Raw genomic sequence first — 14,600 nt, forward strand, 5'->3', positions numbered from 1 at the left:
GGGAGATGTATGTGCCGTCCTGCCAAACGCAATGGCGCTCAGTCAGTTGCAGCGATCGTGCATGAACGTGGCGCAAGTTCAGCGGGGATAGTCGCAAAGCCCATTGTTCAGTGCGTCCACGGCCGGCGAAAAAGCATGACTTTCGCCCTCGTGCATCACCAGCGGGGAGCGCAGGATCAGGGATGCCCTGCTGCCTTTGATCGCGGTGACGAGAATACGGATCGCCGGTTCGCCCACGCGCGGATGGACGGGCGTGATCTGAAGGCCACCGAAGCGGCGCCCACATGCGGCGATGATGTCGCCGATCGAGACGGGTCTCGCGATGAGGGATAACTGCCCGCCGGGCTTTGCGATCGCGCATGCCGTGCGGATCCAGTTCTCAAACAGGCCCGTCGGCATGGCATGAGCTTCGGCCTTGATCCGGTCCGGCGTCTGGCGGTCGGCTTCCGGATTGAACGGCGGGTTCATGATCACATGCTCGAAGGCATCGTCCTTGAGGCCCACAGCGACACGCGCCCGCCCCGTCAGCGTCACGTCCGCCTCGACGATATCGACGCGATCCTCCAAATGCCGGTTCTGCTCGAGAATAAGCGATCGGCGGGCAAAGTCCGCCATCATCGCCGAGCGTTCGAATAGGGTGACTCTCAGTGCGCCAACGCGCGAGGCAGCGGCCAAACCGGCGGCGCCTGCACCGGCGCCGAGATCGGCGAGATGGCCCTTGGCCGATCCGGGCACCATCGCGGCAAGAAGCATGGCGTCCATGCCGGCGCGGTGGCCCCTGCCCTTCGGCTGCACGAGCGCGAAGCCGCCGCGATGGAAGGCGTCGATCGTCTCGGCAAATTGATCGTCTTCGCGGGCAGAAGATCCGGTCACCGAACCCTCACCGCTGTTCGCGCAGTTCCTGGCCGATACCAGCATCGATCATCAGCCGGCGCGCCTCGATGGCTTGATCGGAATCGACGAGAATGCGCTTGGCAAGCACGCCGATCGACCCTTCCGCGATGCTCATGTTCTGGTCGGCGATGAAATAGCCGATCTCCGCTTCCTTCAGAAGACTTTCGGCAAAGGAGATGATCACCGGATCGTTCGTCCTGATCAATTCCTCCATGGCCGTTCCTTTCATCATGCGCGTCGCTGTGAGCGCGCCAATTCGCCACTTGCCGGGCAACCCGCCCCTTTCTATGCTTTCAACCAGAATTTGAACAGGAGTGTGAGCGCGTGGGCGTCGTCATCCCGCTGGACGAGAAAAAGAATCAGGCAGCGTCCGTCAAACCTTTGCAGGATTTGACGAAAGCCGACATGGAGCGCGTCAATCAACTGATCCTTGCGAAGGCCGGCTCCCATGTGGAGATGATCCCGGAAATCGCGCGGCATCTGATCGCATCCGGCGGCAAGCGACTGCGCCCCATGCTGACGCTCGCGGCGGCGCAGATGTGCGGCTATTCCGGCGATCATCACATCAAGCTCGCGACCTCTGTCGAGTTCATGCATACGGCGACGCTGCTGCATGACGACGTGGTGGATGAAAGCGACATGCGTCGCGGCTCCTCCACGGCCCGCATCATCTGGGGCAACCAGGCGAGTGTGCTCGTCGGCGACTTCCTGCTCGGCCAAGCCTTCAAGATGATGGTCGAGGTCGGTTCGCTGGATGCTCTGGACGTGCTTTCGAGCGCTGCAGCTGTCATCGCCGAAGGCGAAGTGCTGCAATTGTCCGTCGCCAAGAACATGGAAACAACGGAAGACGACTATCTCGCCGTCATTCGCGCCAAGACCGCGGCTCTCTTTGCCGCAGCCGCCGAAGTCGGCCCGATCGTTGCCGGGTCCGACAAGGCGACCCGCAAGGCGCTGTCTTCCTACGGCACCAATCTCGGCCTCGCCTTCCAGCTCGTCGACGACGTGCTCGATTATGGCGGCAAGGCTGCCGATCTGGGCAAGAATGTCGGCGACGATTTCCGCGAGGGCAAGGTCACGTTGCCGATCGTCCTGTCCTACCGCCGCGGCACGGAAGACGAGCGCGCGTTCTGGCGTTCGGCGATCGAAACGGGTGACAATAACGACGTCGCCCTGGAGAAAGCGCTGGGTCTAATGACCAAGTACAACGCCTTGTCCGACACGATCGCACGCGCCAATCACTACGGCGACATGGCCCGCGACGCGCTCGCCCCGATGCCCGAATCACCGCACAAGGCAGCGCTGCTCGAAGTGATCGATTTCTGCATCAGCCGGGTGACCTGAGCGCGGGACACCGGCCAAGGTGCGCTTTTCGGCGCACACAAAGGCGTGACCCGGCGCTTATTGCCAAGCCACCAAAAAAAGCCATGCTGTGCTGTCAGACGGTGGCCCAACAGGCGCGACCGTGCCGAAGACTGGAAGGGCTTGCGAATGTTGAAGGGATGGATCGAGCGGCTGGCAGGATCGGCGGCGATCGGTTTGATTGCTGCGCTGGTTGGTGTCTCCGCTCCGATGTCGGCGAGCGCGCAAGAGGCGGCAGCGCCTCCCGCGGAAGCCGCTGAAGAAACCCCTGCCATCCCGCTCGAGGCTGAATCGATCGGCAGCTTCGCAGGCGCATTCCTGGCGGCGCGTACCGCGGATGTGGATCGGGACACGGCGTCGGCAATCGGGTTCTATGCCCGAGCGCTCGCCTTCGATCCCAGCAACAATGAGATCAAGCAGCGGTTGATGCTCGCCCACATCGCCGAGGGCGAGTTCGAGCAAGGGCTTGTCCTCGCCGACGAACTGAAGGACGACGCATCCATAGAGCGGGCAACCGACCTGATCCGCGCCGTCGAAGCGCTTCGCAATCGGGAATTCAACAAGGTCGAAACGCTGCTCGACTATGACGGCGTCAACGAACTCGATCGCCTGCTTTCCGGCCTGTTGCGTTCATGGGCACGGCTCGGCCGGGGCGAGACCGATGAAGCGTTGACGATGATCGACGAGCTTCAAGGGCCCGAATGGTACGGCATTTTCCTCAACTTCCATGGTGGATCGATCGCGGCAGCCGGCGGCAACGTCGCCGAGGCGCGCAGCCGTCTCAATGCGGCAATCACCGACCAAGCCGGCGGCGGTGCCGCGCCCGACACCTACATGCGCGCCGTCATGGCTCTTGCAGCGCTGGAAGCGCGTGAAGGCGATCAGCAGGCCGCTCTCAACGTCATCTCGACGGGCGAGACCTTTTCCCCGGATTATGCGCCACTGACGGCGTTGCGGCAGTCGATCGAGGACGGTGAAAACCCGCCTTCCGATATCGAAAACGCCCAGGATGGCTCTGCTTCGGTCCTGCACACGGTTGCCGCCGCATTGAACCGGGAAGGCGCCGAAGAGATCGTCACCCTTTATCTTCAGCTCGCTCGCGTGCTCGATCCGGAAAACGCTGCGACACTCATTCTTCTCGGCGGGCTTGCCGAAAACATGGAGCAGTCCGAACAGGCTATCGCGATCTATGAGAGCATTCCCGAAGATTCGCCCATGCGGCGGATCGCGGAGCTGCAGCTGGGGCTCAATCTCGCCGATCTCGGCCGGACCGACGAGGCAAAAACCTATCTGCAGTCTTTGATCGAAGCCGATCCGGACGACATGCGGTCCTATCTCGCCTATGGCAGCGTGCTTTCGTCGGCCGAGCAGTACGAGGAGATGGCCGCCAATTACGACCGTGCCGCCGAGACGATCGGTGACGATGCGGACCGCAGCCACTGGAACATCTTCTTTCAGCGCGGCATCGCCTACGAACGGCTGGACGATTGGGAAACGGCCGAGCCGAATTTTCTCAAGTCGCTTGAGCTCTTCCCCAACCAGCCGCAGGTTCTGAACTATCTCGGCTATTCTTGGGTCGACATGAACCTGAACCTCGACGAGGGCATGGAGATGATCGAGCAAGCGGTCGCCCTGCGCCCGAACGACGGTTACATCGTCGACTCGCTCGGCTGGGCCCATTATCGCCTCGGCGACTATGAGGCCGCTGTGCAGGAACTCGAACGCGCAGTCGAATTGCGACCGGCGGATGCGACGATCAACGATCACCTCGGCGACGCCTATTGGCGTGTCGGACGCAGGCTCGAAGCGGTGTTCCAGTGGAACCGCGCTTTGACGCTGGAACCGGAAGACGATCAGATCCCGCTGATCCAGGCGAAGATCGAGGATGGTCTGGACGATACGCCGCCGCCGGCGACCGCTGACGGTGGACCGGAGGAGAACCGGACACCTCCGGCTGTCGCCGATCCCGACGAGCGCTCGGATCTGCCTGAACTGCACCGCACCTTCAGCCAGGACGTCGTTGCCCGCTAAGCCATGGCAGCCATGATCGACCGCAGTGGCCCGCCTTCGACCGGTTCGGCCGCCGCTGACTCAAGTGCAATCATGCGGGATACGGATACGGCCTCGCGGGTCGCGCAGCATGCTGCCGCCAAGATCAATCTCGCGCTCCATGTCACCGGTCGACGGCCGGATGGCTATCATCTGCTCGAAACTCTGGTCGTCTTCACCGAAGCTGGCGACAATTTGACGATTGAACTGGCGGCGACAGACAGCCTCGTGCTGTCGGGGCCGTTCAACGCCAAGCTTTCGGACACGGACGACAACCTCGTCAGCCGCGCACGCGACCGCCTGCGGTCCGCGCTCGTCGCAGATGGCCGCGCGGCACCCTCGATCGCGATGCATCTCGACAAGCAGCTTCCGATCGCGTCGGGCATCGGAGGTGGTTCTGCAGATGCGGCGGCCTGCCTGCGCGCGCTTCAGGCGCTGTGGCGGGCAAGGGATGTCGATCTGATTGCGTTGGCGGCAAATCTCGGGGCCGATGTCCCGATGTGCCTGTCCTCCCAGCCCCAACTCGCAACCGGCATCGGCGAGCTGATTCAGGCGATCGGAGGATTTCCGAGCCTCGATCTCGTTCTCGTCAATCCCGGCGTTCAGGTCGCGACTCCGGCGGTGTTTGCCGCGCTCGGACACAAGGACAATCGGCCTCTGCCGCCGTTTTCAGGTCTTTCGACCCCGAGCAGCGTGATCGAGTATCTGCGCGAAACGCGCAACGACCTGCAGTCAGCCGCGATCGGATTGGCGCCGGAGATCGGACAGGCATTGGAAGCACTGGATGCCAGCGACGCGCTCTTTTCCCGCATGTCCGGCTCGGGCGCGACATGTTTCGGCCTCTATGCCGATCCACATCAGGCAGCACGCGCAGCCACCCAAATCGCAGAACACGCACCGCACTGGTATGTGAAAGCAACCCGCAGCTTCGCCACGGAGAACAGCCGATGAGCCGTATCGACGAAACTCGCTCCTTCGTACCCGTCGGGATCGCGGTGCTGACGGTGTCCGACACGCGCTCGATTGCCGAGGACCGGTCAGGCGACACGCTGGTTGCGCGCATTGAGGAGGCCGGGCACGTGCTGAAGGAGCGGACCGTCGTGACCGACGACATCCCCGCCATTCGCGAGCAGGTGCTGAAATGGAGCAAGCGCGCGGACATCGACGTGATCATCTCGACCGGAGGGACGGGCTTCACGGGACGAGACGTCACACCCGATGCGCTCGAGCCGATTTTCGAGAAGCGGATGGACGGATTCTCCGAAGTCTTTCACCGAATTTCCTATGACAAGATCGGCACCTCGACCATCCAGTCGCGGGCGACCGGCGGCGTGGTGAATGCGACCTTCGTCTTCGTGCTGCCGGGCTCCCCCGGCGCCTGCAAAGATGCCTGGGACGGCATCCTGAAGCTGCAGCTCGACTACCGGCACATGCCCTGCAATTTCGTGGAAATCATGCCGAGGCTCGACGAGCACCTCAAGCGCGGCGCGGCGCCCGCCCGGCCGGCACGATAGCGCAATCCAATGTCATCGGCTTGACCAGCTTCGCCACGTCGCGAAGGCCGACCGCCCCTTCCAGCCGGGTCGCGATGGCACTCTTCTTGACCACGAGCCCGAGAGCGAGCGTGGAGCGCTGCTGGCGAAACCGCTCCAGCACCGACGCCCGCGCCTGATGAGCGCGCTTGAAGCGAGCCGGACGTCCATCATAGCCGAGATGGGATGAGAGGCGTTCGATCCAGCCGGGAAGAAGCCGGGCCCCCGGTTCGATCATCATCAACCAGTCCGAGCGCGCCCCGATAAGGGCTGCGTGCATATCCGACGAAGGCATGATCCGGCAACCGGCCGCATCCGCGACGGTGCGGGACGCTTCGTTCATGCCGCGATCGATAATGGTGACATCGCTGATGACGCCTTCAACGGCCCCCGGCACGAGCATCGCAAGCGTCATCGCCAGCGCTTCATCATCCTGGGCTGCTTCGATCATCACGGAAATCATCATCCGATTTAGCCTATTGCAACGCACAATGACAATGCCGCTAAATGTTCTTGTTTTGTTTCGTTTGCTGCGATAGGAATAAAGTCATCAACACGCGATTCCCGATGGAGGCGCAGATGACGGCCCTTACCAACCTGAAGAACACGGCGTTTTCGGAACTGCATCGGCCGGATATTGCGGACTTTCTGGTCCGGCAATCGGAGCTGCGGGTCAGCGACGAGCGTCGGCGCGGGCGCGGCGCAGGCCTCAATCCTGCAGGCAGGTTCGAATCTGAAAGTCGTCATGTCTTCGATGATGGCTGGGAAACGCTGGAGGATCTTCCGCCTTTCCAGACCAAGGTGCAGGTCGAGAAGCCGCGGACGATCATCACCCGCAACCAGTCGCCGGACATTTCCTTCGATCGCTCTATCAATCCCTATCGTGGGTGCGAGCATGGCTGCATCTACTGCTTCGCCAGACCCACCCACAGCTATATGGGGCTTTCCGCCGGTTTGGACTTTGAATCGCAGCTTTTCGCGAAGCCCGACGCGGCAAAATTGCTGGAGCGTGAGCTTGCAAAGCCGGGCTATGTACCGCGCTCCATCGCGATCGGTACCAACACCGATCCTTACCAGCCGATCGAGCGCGAGTGGCGCATCATGCGGCAGGTCTTGGAAGTTCTGTCTGCAGCCAATCATCCCGTCGGCATCGTGACGAAGTCGGCCCTCGTGACGCGCGACATCGATATTCTTTCATCGATGGCGGAACGGGGTCTCGCCAAGGTCGCGCTTTCGATCACGACACTCGACCGCAAGCTGGCGCGCAGCATGGAGCCAAGGGCATCGACGCCGCCGAAGAGGCTGGAAGCCCTTCGCGCGCTGAGTGACGCAGGCATTCCGGTCTCGGTGATGACTGCGCCAATCATTCCCGGGCTCAACGATCACGAGATCGAACGGCTCTTGGACTCGGCGGCCGCCGCCGGCGCCAAGGAGGCTGGCTACGTGCTTCTGCGTTTGCCGCATGAGGTCAGTCCGCTGTTTCGCGACTGGCTGCTCCGCAACTATCCCGATCGCTACCGGCACGTGATGTCGCTCGTCAGGTCGATGCGGGACGGAAAGGACTACGATGCGGAATTCGGCAAGCGGATGCGTGGCGCAGGCCCCTATGCCTGGCAGCTCGGACGCCGCTTCACGCTTGCGGCCAAGCGGCTTGGCCTGAACACGAGCCGGAGGCCGTTGCGCACAGATCTCTTCGTGCCACCACTTGGCAATGGGGTGCAGTTGGCGCTGCTTTAAGCAGAGCACGTATTTCGATTTGACAGGCGCCGTCCGCCGCAAACGCGGCGCCTGTCATGGTCTCGAGCAAAAACGGCCGGCCCTGCCCCATCCGTCGCCCGTTTCGAGACCTCGATGGACGGGCCGTCGCATCCTGCTGGATGTGGCGGCCCGCCCTCGCCTTCTAAGCTTTCAACCCGGCCCATGCGACTTGTTCAAGCTCAAGTCACAGCTTTGGCTTAAGGCGAGACTTGTTCGTGCACCGCCTCGATGCGAAAACCGGTGGCATGAGTCGCCCCAAGAAAAAGCCCGAATCCTCACTGCTGTTCGAGTTTCCGCAAGGTCCCGATTTCTCGCTTGAACTCGCGGCCATCAGCCGGGGACTTCGCCTGATCGCCGGGCTCGACGAGGCCGGACGTGGTCCACTGGCCGGGCCGGTGGTCGCGGCAGCGGTGGTCTTTCGCGCCGGCGCCGTGCCAGAAGGGCTCGATGATTCCAAAAAGCTGACGGCGAAACGTCGCGAAGAGCTGTTTGATCAGATCCTCGCCAGCGGCGATGTATCCATCGCCTCGTCGTGCCCTCGGCGCATCGATGCAATCGACATTCGCAAGGCGAGCCTCGATGCGATGCGACGCGCCCTTGCCGGTCTGCCGGACATGCCTTGCCATGCGTTGATCGACGGGCGCGACGTTCCGCCAGGTCTCGCCTGTGGGGGCGATGCCATCGTCAAGGGCGATGCACGCTCGCTCTCAATCGCAGCCGCCTCGATCGTCGCCAAGGTCGTGCGCGATCGCATGATGGCTCGGCTCCATCACAGCTATCCCGATTATGGCTTCCAGCTTCACGCCGGCTATCCTACCGAGATGCATCGCAAGGCGCTGGCCCTCGTCGGGCCGTGCCCGCTGCACCGCCTCAGCTTCCGCCCGATGAAGGCCGACGGACAGATCGGATGATCTGAAACGCGAAAGGCCGGACGTTTCCGCCCGGCCTCGAATTCAGTCCGACAGCAATCGACGCTTAGTTCAAACGCTGTTTTACTTCGCCGATCGACTTGTCGAACAACGCCTTTTGAACGCTGGCATCGCTGCGCTCGACAATGATGCGCTCTGCGGCAGCGATCGCAAGGTTGACGGCCGAGGCCTTCACTTCGCTGACCGCATCGGCTTCCGCCTGGGCGATCTTCTCTTCTGCCATTGCCGTACGGCGCGTCACGTATTCCTCGGTCTTCGTCTTGGCTTCACGCACGATGGCCTGGGCCTCGCGCTCAGCAGCCTGGACAATCTCGGAGGCTTCCTGCTCCGCATCCTTGCGACGACGCTGGTATTCGGCCAGCAGCTGCTGGGCCTCTTCGCGCATGCGCCGCGCTTCGTCGAGTTCGTTGCGGATGGCATCGGCGCGCTTGTCGAGCGCCTTCGCCATCATGCCCGGCACCTTCAGGTAGGCGATCAGACCGAGGAAGAGGATGAGGGATACAAATGCCCAAAATGTCGAGTCCATCGGGCCCTCCCTATTCTTCGGTCGCAGCAGCCTTGACGGCTGCGCTTGCGGTTGCAGGAGTGACGGTCGCGCCGGTCAGCTGTTCGACGATGGCGACAGTCGTGTCTTCTGCGATGACGTCGACTTCGCCGAGCGCGCGCGCCTTGATCTCAGTGATGCGCTTTTCGGCATCGGCCATCTTGGCAGCAAGATCCGATTCGATCTGCGTGCGTTCGATGTCGGCTTCGGCTTTGGCGTCGTCGCGTGCCCGCTGGCCAATCAGATTGGCCTTGGACTTCGCTTCGGCCAATTCCTGCTCGTATGCGGCGATGGCTTCATCGGCTTCGCTTTTCAGCCGTTCGGCCTCATCGAAATCCGATGCGATGCGGTCGCGGCGGTTTTCAAGAATACCGCCGATGCGCGGGACGATGACCCGCTGCATGAAGAGATAGAACAGCCCGAAGGTGATCGCGAGCCACAGAAGCTGCGATGCAAAGGTCGAGGAGTCGAAAGGCGGAAACAGGCCAGACCCTTCAGCACCATGATCTTCCACACCGGTCTCGGTGTTGAGGTTCTCGGTCGGGACCGGTTCCGCATCCTGGGCGAATGACGGGGTAACGAGCATTATCCTCTCCGCATATGGGGATCGGCCACGTCCGCCGCTTCAGGCGCGCAGGCGTGGCCGAAAGGCATGCACTGCTGTTGGATCAGACTGCGAAGAGGAGCAGCAGAGCGACGAGCAGCGAGAAAATGCCGAGAGCTTCCGTAACGGCGAAGCCGAATACGAGGCGGCCGAACTGGCCGTCAGCAGCCGACGGGTTGCGTAGGGCGCCCGAGAGGTAGCTGCCGAAGATGTTGCCGAGGCCGAGGGCGGTACCCGCCATGCCGAGACAAGCCAGACCGGCGCCGATGTAACGTGCTGCTTCCGCTTCCATAGTGAACTCCTTCATCAAGATTTGGTGCGGTTTAAGGATACCGGCGGACCGATGCCGGCGATGTCGTGCGAACCCTGCGTCTAGTGTCCAGGATGCAGGGCGTCGTTGAGGTACATGCAGGTCAGAACGGCAAAGACGTAGGCCTGCAGGAAGGACACAAGAAACTCCAGACCCGTCAGCGCAATGGTCATCAGGAGCGGCAGGATCGAGCCGACGACACCGAGCGCACCGAGCGCGCTCATGGAGGTGACGAAACCGGCGAAGACCTTTAGCGTGATGTGACCGGCCAGCATGTTCGCGAAAAGACGAACGGAAAGGCTGATGGGGCGCGACAGGAACGAAATGACTTCGATGGCCGAGACGAGCGGCACGATCAAAGGCGGCACCCCGTGGGGTACGAACAATTTGAGGAAACCGACGCCGTGCTTCATGAAACCGTAGACGATGACGGTTCCGATCACGAGCATGGCAAGCGCAAATGTCACGATGATGTGGCTGGTTACCGTGAAGAAATACGGCACCATGCCCATCAGGTTCGCCACAAGAACGAACATGAACAGCGAGAAGACGAGCGGGAAGAACCGCATCCCCTGCGTCCCCGCCCCTTCGCGCAACATGTTCGCGATGAACTCGTAGGACATTTCGGAGATCGACTGCATCCGGCCCGGGACCAGACCACGATTTGCGGTCGTCAGGAACAGGAACCCGCCGGCAGCGGCAACGGTCGCGACCATGAACAGGGAGGAGTTGGTGAAGGAGAAGTCCAGATTCCCGATCTCGATTGGGACCAGTCGTGAAATCTGAAACTGTGAGATTGGATCGTCTGCCAATTTCCTGCCCCGTCCATCGCTCGAGTGTGAGCGGAATTTCTACTTGCCGTCGACGCGACGACCGATTGTCATAGTTTTGGCCGGTCGGCAACCTTGCCGACGGACCTAAGCACATTCAAAACGCCGGCAGCGAAGCCGAGCATCAATAAAACGATCAGTCCCCAGGGCGATGTTTCGAAATAACTATCGAAACCGTACCCAAGGATGGCACCGACCGCGATGCCCGCGATGAACTCGCTCGACACCTTGACGGCGACACCCCAGCCCGTATCCGAACCATCCCGGTTCTTCTCCGCCTGGAGCGCCGACTTCTTGCGCTGCTTGCCGATCGATGCGGCCAAGTCATCGCGGCGCTTGGCCAACTCGGCATCGTCGAACGGTTGCGACCGGTTGCTCGCGTCGTCCTTGCCGTCTTCTGGCAATGTCTCGCGCATACCGAGCTCTTTCGAGAATGTTCGACCCCTGAAGGCCTGCCGAGCGGCCGAAAGGCTGCCCTGAAGTCGGGCGCACCATAGTTTTAGGGTCTTTTATAGTCAAGGCGACGGCAAGCCTATTCGGCTTTGCCGTTTTACCAAGTAAAACAATGGATTATCTGGTTTCAGCCGCCACATTCCAGCATGCGCCAATATGTCCGGGTCTGGCGCAACGCCGGCACGTGCCGATCATCGCTGCCTTAAGGCCGAAAGGCCGGAGCGATCAACTCCAGCCGCCGCCATGGGTGCGGTAGAAGATATGGAGGCCGATCTTGCCCATCCGGGACATGGAACGGGCCCACCGCGGATTGACGTACGTTGCGTGGTAATGGGTCGAAGAGCCAACTTCCGACAACCAGATCTTGCCGGCCGTCGTCGCCATCGCGATCTCTTCGGCGATATCCCAGTGACGCGGCGAACGCACCACATCCGGGATGCGGTCGCAGGCAAACGAGAACTGGCAGCGATTGCGCCAGTTCTTGTTCTGGTAAACGACGCCGCAAATCGTGTTGGGATAGGCAGGATTGCGCACCCGGTTGAGAATCACCTGCGCCACGGCCGCCTGGCCCTTCACATTCTCGCCCCGCGCCTCGAAATAGATGCCTTCTGCCAGACACTTCTGCTCAGCTGCGGTAAAAACGCGCGGTGGCAGCGGCATAGATGCCCAATGGTGGTCGTTGTCGAGTACGGGCGGAATGAAGCGGCCGGTTTCCTGCTTTTCCCGAAGGACGGAAGCGAACGGTGATTCTGTCGAATAGTCCGGACCGGCAGGTGCGTAGGCGGTGGCCAGCACGTCCGGCCGATCGTTCGTGACCAGATCGGCGAGCATCGACGAAACTCCATCCACCGATGGCTGCTCATGCGGGTAGAAGGTCTGCGCGATCTGGATTTCCTTGCCGTCGAATTCCGGAGCGACGAAAGCCATCAGGCTGCTGTCATCGAATGCTTCGGGACGGAACAGGCTTGACGTGCGCTCCAGAATGGAGCCGGCCGAGAACGCCTTGGGCGGCTGGATCGGTGCGATGGACAAGATGCGACCGCGCTTGGACGACCTGTTGACCCGCTCTTCGTCCGCCGTCACGCCGTTCTTGTCGTCGGCACCGCGAAAGGCGATGCGCTCGCCGTCCTGCAGCTCGACCCCGGCACCGATCGTGCCCGTCGTCATCGCATCGGCAAACCGGAATTCGGCGCTGTGAAGCGAACCGGCAGGCGCGGCAATCATGTGGGCGCGCCACCGCGCCGACGTGTCCGTCTGGCCGACCATGCTGGCCATGTCGGAGAACGCCGTCATGGACGGGCTCGCAAGGAGACCTGCCCAGGCAAACAGAAGCGGCGCAGCCCATGCAGCGCGTCCGGTCTTCAGTTTGCGTGTCTGTCGTTTCGATACACGATTACGCCCCGCCACTTGCACACTCCAACACCCAAACTCGACCTGATCCCTATGCCCTGAGAATGATTGATTAACCTTGATGGGAGGTTAACCGCGGCGGGACAGGCGTTTCGATGCGGGACGTCAGTAGATCTTGCGCGTTTTCTTGGGTGCAAACGGATTGTCGGACTTGCGGTAGCTCACGCGGATCGGGACGCCCGGCAAGTCGAAGTCGACCCGCAATTGGTTCGTCAGATACCGCGTGTAGGAGGCCGGCAACGCATCGGGCCGTGTGCAGGACACGATGAAGCCCGGTGGGCGGGCTTTGATCTGCGTCATGTATTTGAGCTTGAGGCGCCGGCCAGCCACTGCCGGTGGCGGATGCTGCGCCGTCACCTGTTCCAGCCAGCGGTTCAGCTTGGCGGTCGAGATGCGGATGTTCCAGACTTTATGGGTGTCGACCACCGCCTGCATGAGTTTGTCGAGCCCCTCGCCGGTCTTGCCGGCAACGGGTACGGCACGGATGCCGCGGGCCTGCGGCAGGAGCCGCTCGGTCATTTCGCGAAGCTTGGCCAAGGTCTCCTGGCGTTCCTCGATCGCATCCCACTTGTTGAAGGCCAGCACCAGCGCCCGGCCCTCGCGAAGCACGAGATCCGCGATCTGCAGATCCTGCTTTTCGAACGGAATCGCCGCATCAAGAACGACGATGACGACTTCGGCGAATCGGATGGCACGCAGCGCGTCCGCAACGGAGAGCTTTTCGAGCTTTTCCTGAACGCGGGCCTTTCGACGCATGCCCGCCGTATCGAACATCTTGATGCGGCGACCGCGCCAATCCCATTCGACGGAGATCGAATCACGCGTGATGCCAGCTTCCGGGCCGGTGAGCATTCGCTCGTAGCCAACGAATCGGTTGATCATGGTCGACTTGCCGGCATTGGGACGGCCGACGACGGCGACCCGCAGCGACTTCGTCTCGTCATAGACCGGTTCGGGCGCATCCTCGTCGCCGTCCAAGTCCAGCGGCACGTCGACATTGGCGATCGCCTCGTCGTCGGCGTCCTCGACTTCATCCGGGAAGGCGCGTTCCTCGCCGATCTTCTCGACGATCGCGTCGCGCAGATCCAACATGCCCTCGCCGTGCTCGGCCGAAATGGGGCACGGGTCGCCGAGACCGAGATTGTAGGCATCGAGGAAACCGGCGTCGGAGCCCCGCGCTTCGGATTTGTTGGCCACCAGAACGACGGGCTTGGCCTTTCGGCGCAGAATTTCGCCGAACGCGGAATCGACCGGGGTGACGCCGACTTTGGCGTCGATCAAAAACAGCGTCAGGTCGGCCTCGTCGATGGCGGCCTCGGTCATACCACGCATGCGCCCTTCGAGCGTTTCAGCGCCGCTTTCTTCCAGACCAGCCGTGTCGATGATGGTGAACTCGAGGTCGATCAGCCGTGCATCGCCCGGCCGACGGTCGCGCGTGACGCCCGGCGTGTCGTCGACGAGCGCCAGCTTCTTGCCTACAAGCCGATTGAAGAGCGTCGATTTGCCGACATTCGGCCGTCCAACGATGGCGACGGTGAAACTCATATTGTTATCCTGCCGTGGGCGCGCCCATGACCTGTCATAGAGCAAATTCGCTTTCGCTCAATTGCTCTCGGTTTCTGATTTGCCGCGTTTCCAAAACGGTGAACCGGTATCCACTTCACCTGGAAACGCTTTCGAACGCGCTTCGGGCCCATATCGGGCCCGAGAAAGAGGTGTTGCCGTCATCGCTGCCCTTGGCGGGCGTCAGGACGGGTCTTCGGCTTCCAACGATTCCAGAGGAACCGTCTCCGGTACCGCGCTCGTATCGTCGTTGCCTTCAGCCGGAGCAGTAGCACCGTTTGCCGGCTGATCGGAAGCGGCATCTGGCGCGCTGCCCGGTGCGAGGTCCGGCGCCAGCTCCTCAAGCGACAGCGGTGCGGCAGGCG

16 protein-coding genes are annotated in these 14,600 nt (G+C 62.0%); 6 read left to right on the top strand and 10 right to left on the bottom strand.

Annotated elements, in window-relative coordinates; genetic code table 11:
• Window positions 1-78: 78 nt before the first annotated feature.
• A complete protein-coding gene (locus tag GC125_RS16330) occupies window positions 79-873 on the bottom strand; it encodes a tRNA1(Val) (adenine(37)-N6)-methyltransferase (RefSeq protein WP_286165544.1) in 795 nt (264 codons plus the stop codon).
• A gap of 7 nt (window positions 874-880) precedes the next feature.
• The gene (locus GC125_RS16335; protein WP_151986620.1) at window positions 881-1,108 is read right to left on the bottom strand and encodes a putative signal transducing protein; all 228 of its coding nucleotides are present in this window, start codon (window positions 1,106-1,108) and stop codon (window positions 881-883) included.
• Between the two features lie 110 nt (window positions 1,109-1,218).
• Between GC125_RS16335 and GC125_RS16340 the strand changes: the two genes are divergently transcribed.
• The 4 genes from GC125_RS16340 to moaB all read left to right on the top strand — a co-directional run bounded on the left by GC125_RS16340 (window position 1,219) and on the right by moaB (window position 5,816).
• A complete protein-coding gene (locus tag GC125_RS16340; RefSeq protein WP_151986621.1) occupies window positions 1,219-2,235 on the top strand; it encodes a polyprenyl synthetase family protein in 1,017 nt (338 codons plus the stop codon).
• Window positions 2,236-2,382: 147 nt separating this feature from the next.
• Window positions 2,383-4,284, top strand: coding sequence for a tetratricopeptide repeat protein (locus GC125_RS16345; protein WP_151986622.1), 1,902 nt, complete (start codon window positions 2,383-2,385; stop codon window positions 4,282-4,284).
• 72 nt (window positions 4,285-4,356) lie between these two features.
• Window positions 4,357-5,253, top strand: coding sequence for a 4-(cytidine 5'-diphospho)-2-C-methyl-D-erythritol kinase (locus tag GC125_RS16350; protein ID WP_151988004.1), 897 nt, complete (start codon window positions 4,357-4,359; stop codon window positions 5,251-5,253).
• On the top strand, window positions 5,250-5,816 hold the full coding sequence (gene moaB / locus GC125_RS16355; protein WP_151986623.1) for a molybdenum cofactor biosynthesis protein B: 567 nt from the start codon (window positions 5,250-5,252) through the stop codon (window positions 5,814-5,816). Before GC125_RS16350 ends, moaB begins: the two co-directional genes overlap by 4 nt.
• Here the strand turns inward: moaB and GC125_RS16360 are convergent.
• Window positions 5,779-6,285, bottom strand: coding sequence for a glycosyl transferase family 2 (locus GC125_RS16360; RefSeq protein ID WP_151986624.1), 507 nt, complete (start codon window positions 6,283-6,285; stop codon window positions 5,779-5,781). The genes moaB and GC125_RS16360 overlap by 38 nt on opposite strands.
• A 128-nt stretch (window positions 6,286-6,413) precedes the next feature.
• Here GC125_RS16360 and GC125_RS16365 point away from each other — a divergent pair, with 128 nt between their 5' ends.
• Window positions 6,414-7,571, top strand: a complete 1,158-nt coding sequence (locus GC125_RS16365) for a PA0069 family radical SAM protein (RefSeq protein WP_151986625.1) — start codon at window positions 6,414-6,416, stop codon at window positions 7,569-7,571.
• 266 nt (window positions 7,572-7,837) lie between these two features.
• Window positions 7,838-8,503, top strand: a complete 666-nt coding sequence (gene rnhB / locus GC125_RS16370) for a ribonuclease HII (protein ID WP_151986626.1) — start codon at window positions 7,838-7,840, stop codon at window positions 8,501-8,503.
• A gap of 64 nt (window positions 8,504-8,567) precedes the next feature.
• Here rnhB and GC125_RS16375 read toward each other — a convergent pair whose 3' ends face one another.
• From GC125_RS16375 to der, 7 genes are all read right to left on the bottom strand, one after another.
• A complete protein-coding gene (locus tag GC125_RS16375) occupies window positions 8,568-9,047 on the bottom strand; it encodes a F0F1 ATP synthase subunit B (protein ID WP_151986627.1) in 480 nt (159 codons plus the stop codon).
• A 10-nt stretch (window positions 9,048-9,057) separates the two neighbouring features.
• Complete coding sequence (locus GC125_RS16380; protein WP_151986628.1) at window positions 9,058-9,651, bottom strand: F0F1 ATP synthase subunit B; 594 nt, start codon at window positions 9,649-9,651, stop codon at window positions 9,058-9,060.
• 82 nt (window positions 9,652-9,733) lie between these two features.
• Window positions 9,734-9,961 carry a F0F1 ATP synthase subunit C gene (locus GC125_RS16385; RefSeq protein WP_126013498.1) on the bottom strand — a complete coding sequence of 76 codons (228 nt, stop codon included), beginning with the start codon at window positions 9,959-9,961 and terminating at the stop codon, window positions 9,734-9,736.
• Window positions 9,962-10,041: 80 nt separating this feature from the next.
• Window positions 10,042-10,791, bottom strand: a complete 750-nt coding sequence (locus GC125_RS16390) for a F0F1 ATP synthase subunit A (RefSeq protein ID WP_151986629.1) — start codon at window positions 10,789-10,791, stop codon at window positions 10,042-10,044.
• A 68-nt stretch (window positions 10,792-10,859) separates the two neighbouring features.
• Entirely contained in the window at window positions 10,860-11,225 is a 366-nt protein-coding gene (locus tag GC125_RS16395) for an AtpZ/AtpI family protein (protein WP_151986630.1), read from the bottom strand.
• Window positions 11,226-11,487: 262 nt separating this feature from the next.
• Window positions 11,488-12,669: a cell wall hydrolase gene (locus GC125_RS16400; protein ID WP_502706067.1), complete on the bottom strand. Its 1,182-nt coding sequence runs from the start codon at window positions 12,667-12,669 to the stop codon at window positions 11,488-11,490.
• Window positions 12,670-12,777: 108 nt separating this feature from the next.
• Entirely contained in the window at window positions 12,778-14,217 is a 1,440-nt protein-coding gene (gene der / locus GC125_RS16405; protein WP_151986631.1) for a ribosome biogenesis GTPase Der, read from the bottom strand.
• Between the last annotated feature and the right edge of the window lie 383 nt (window positions 14,218-14,600).

The sequence above is a fragment of the Rhizobium sp. EC-SD404 genome, assembly GCF_902498825.1.
GTDB lineage: Bacteria > Pseudomonadota > Alphaproteobacteria > Rhizobiales > Rhizobiaceae > Georhizobium.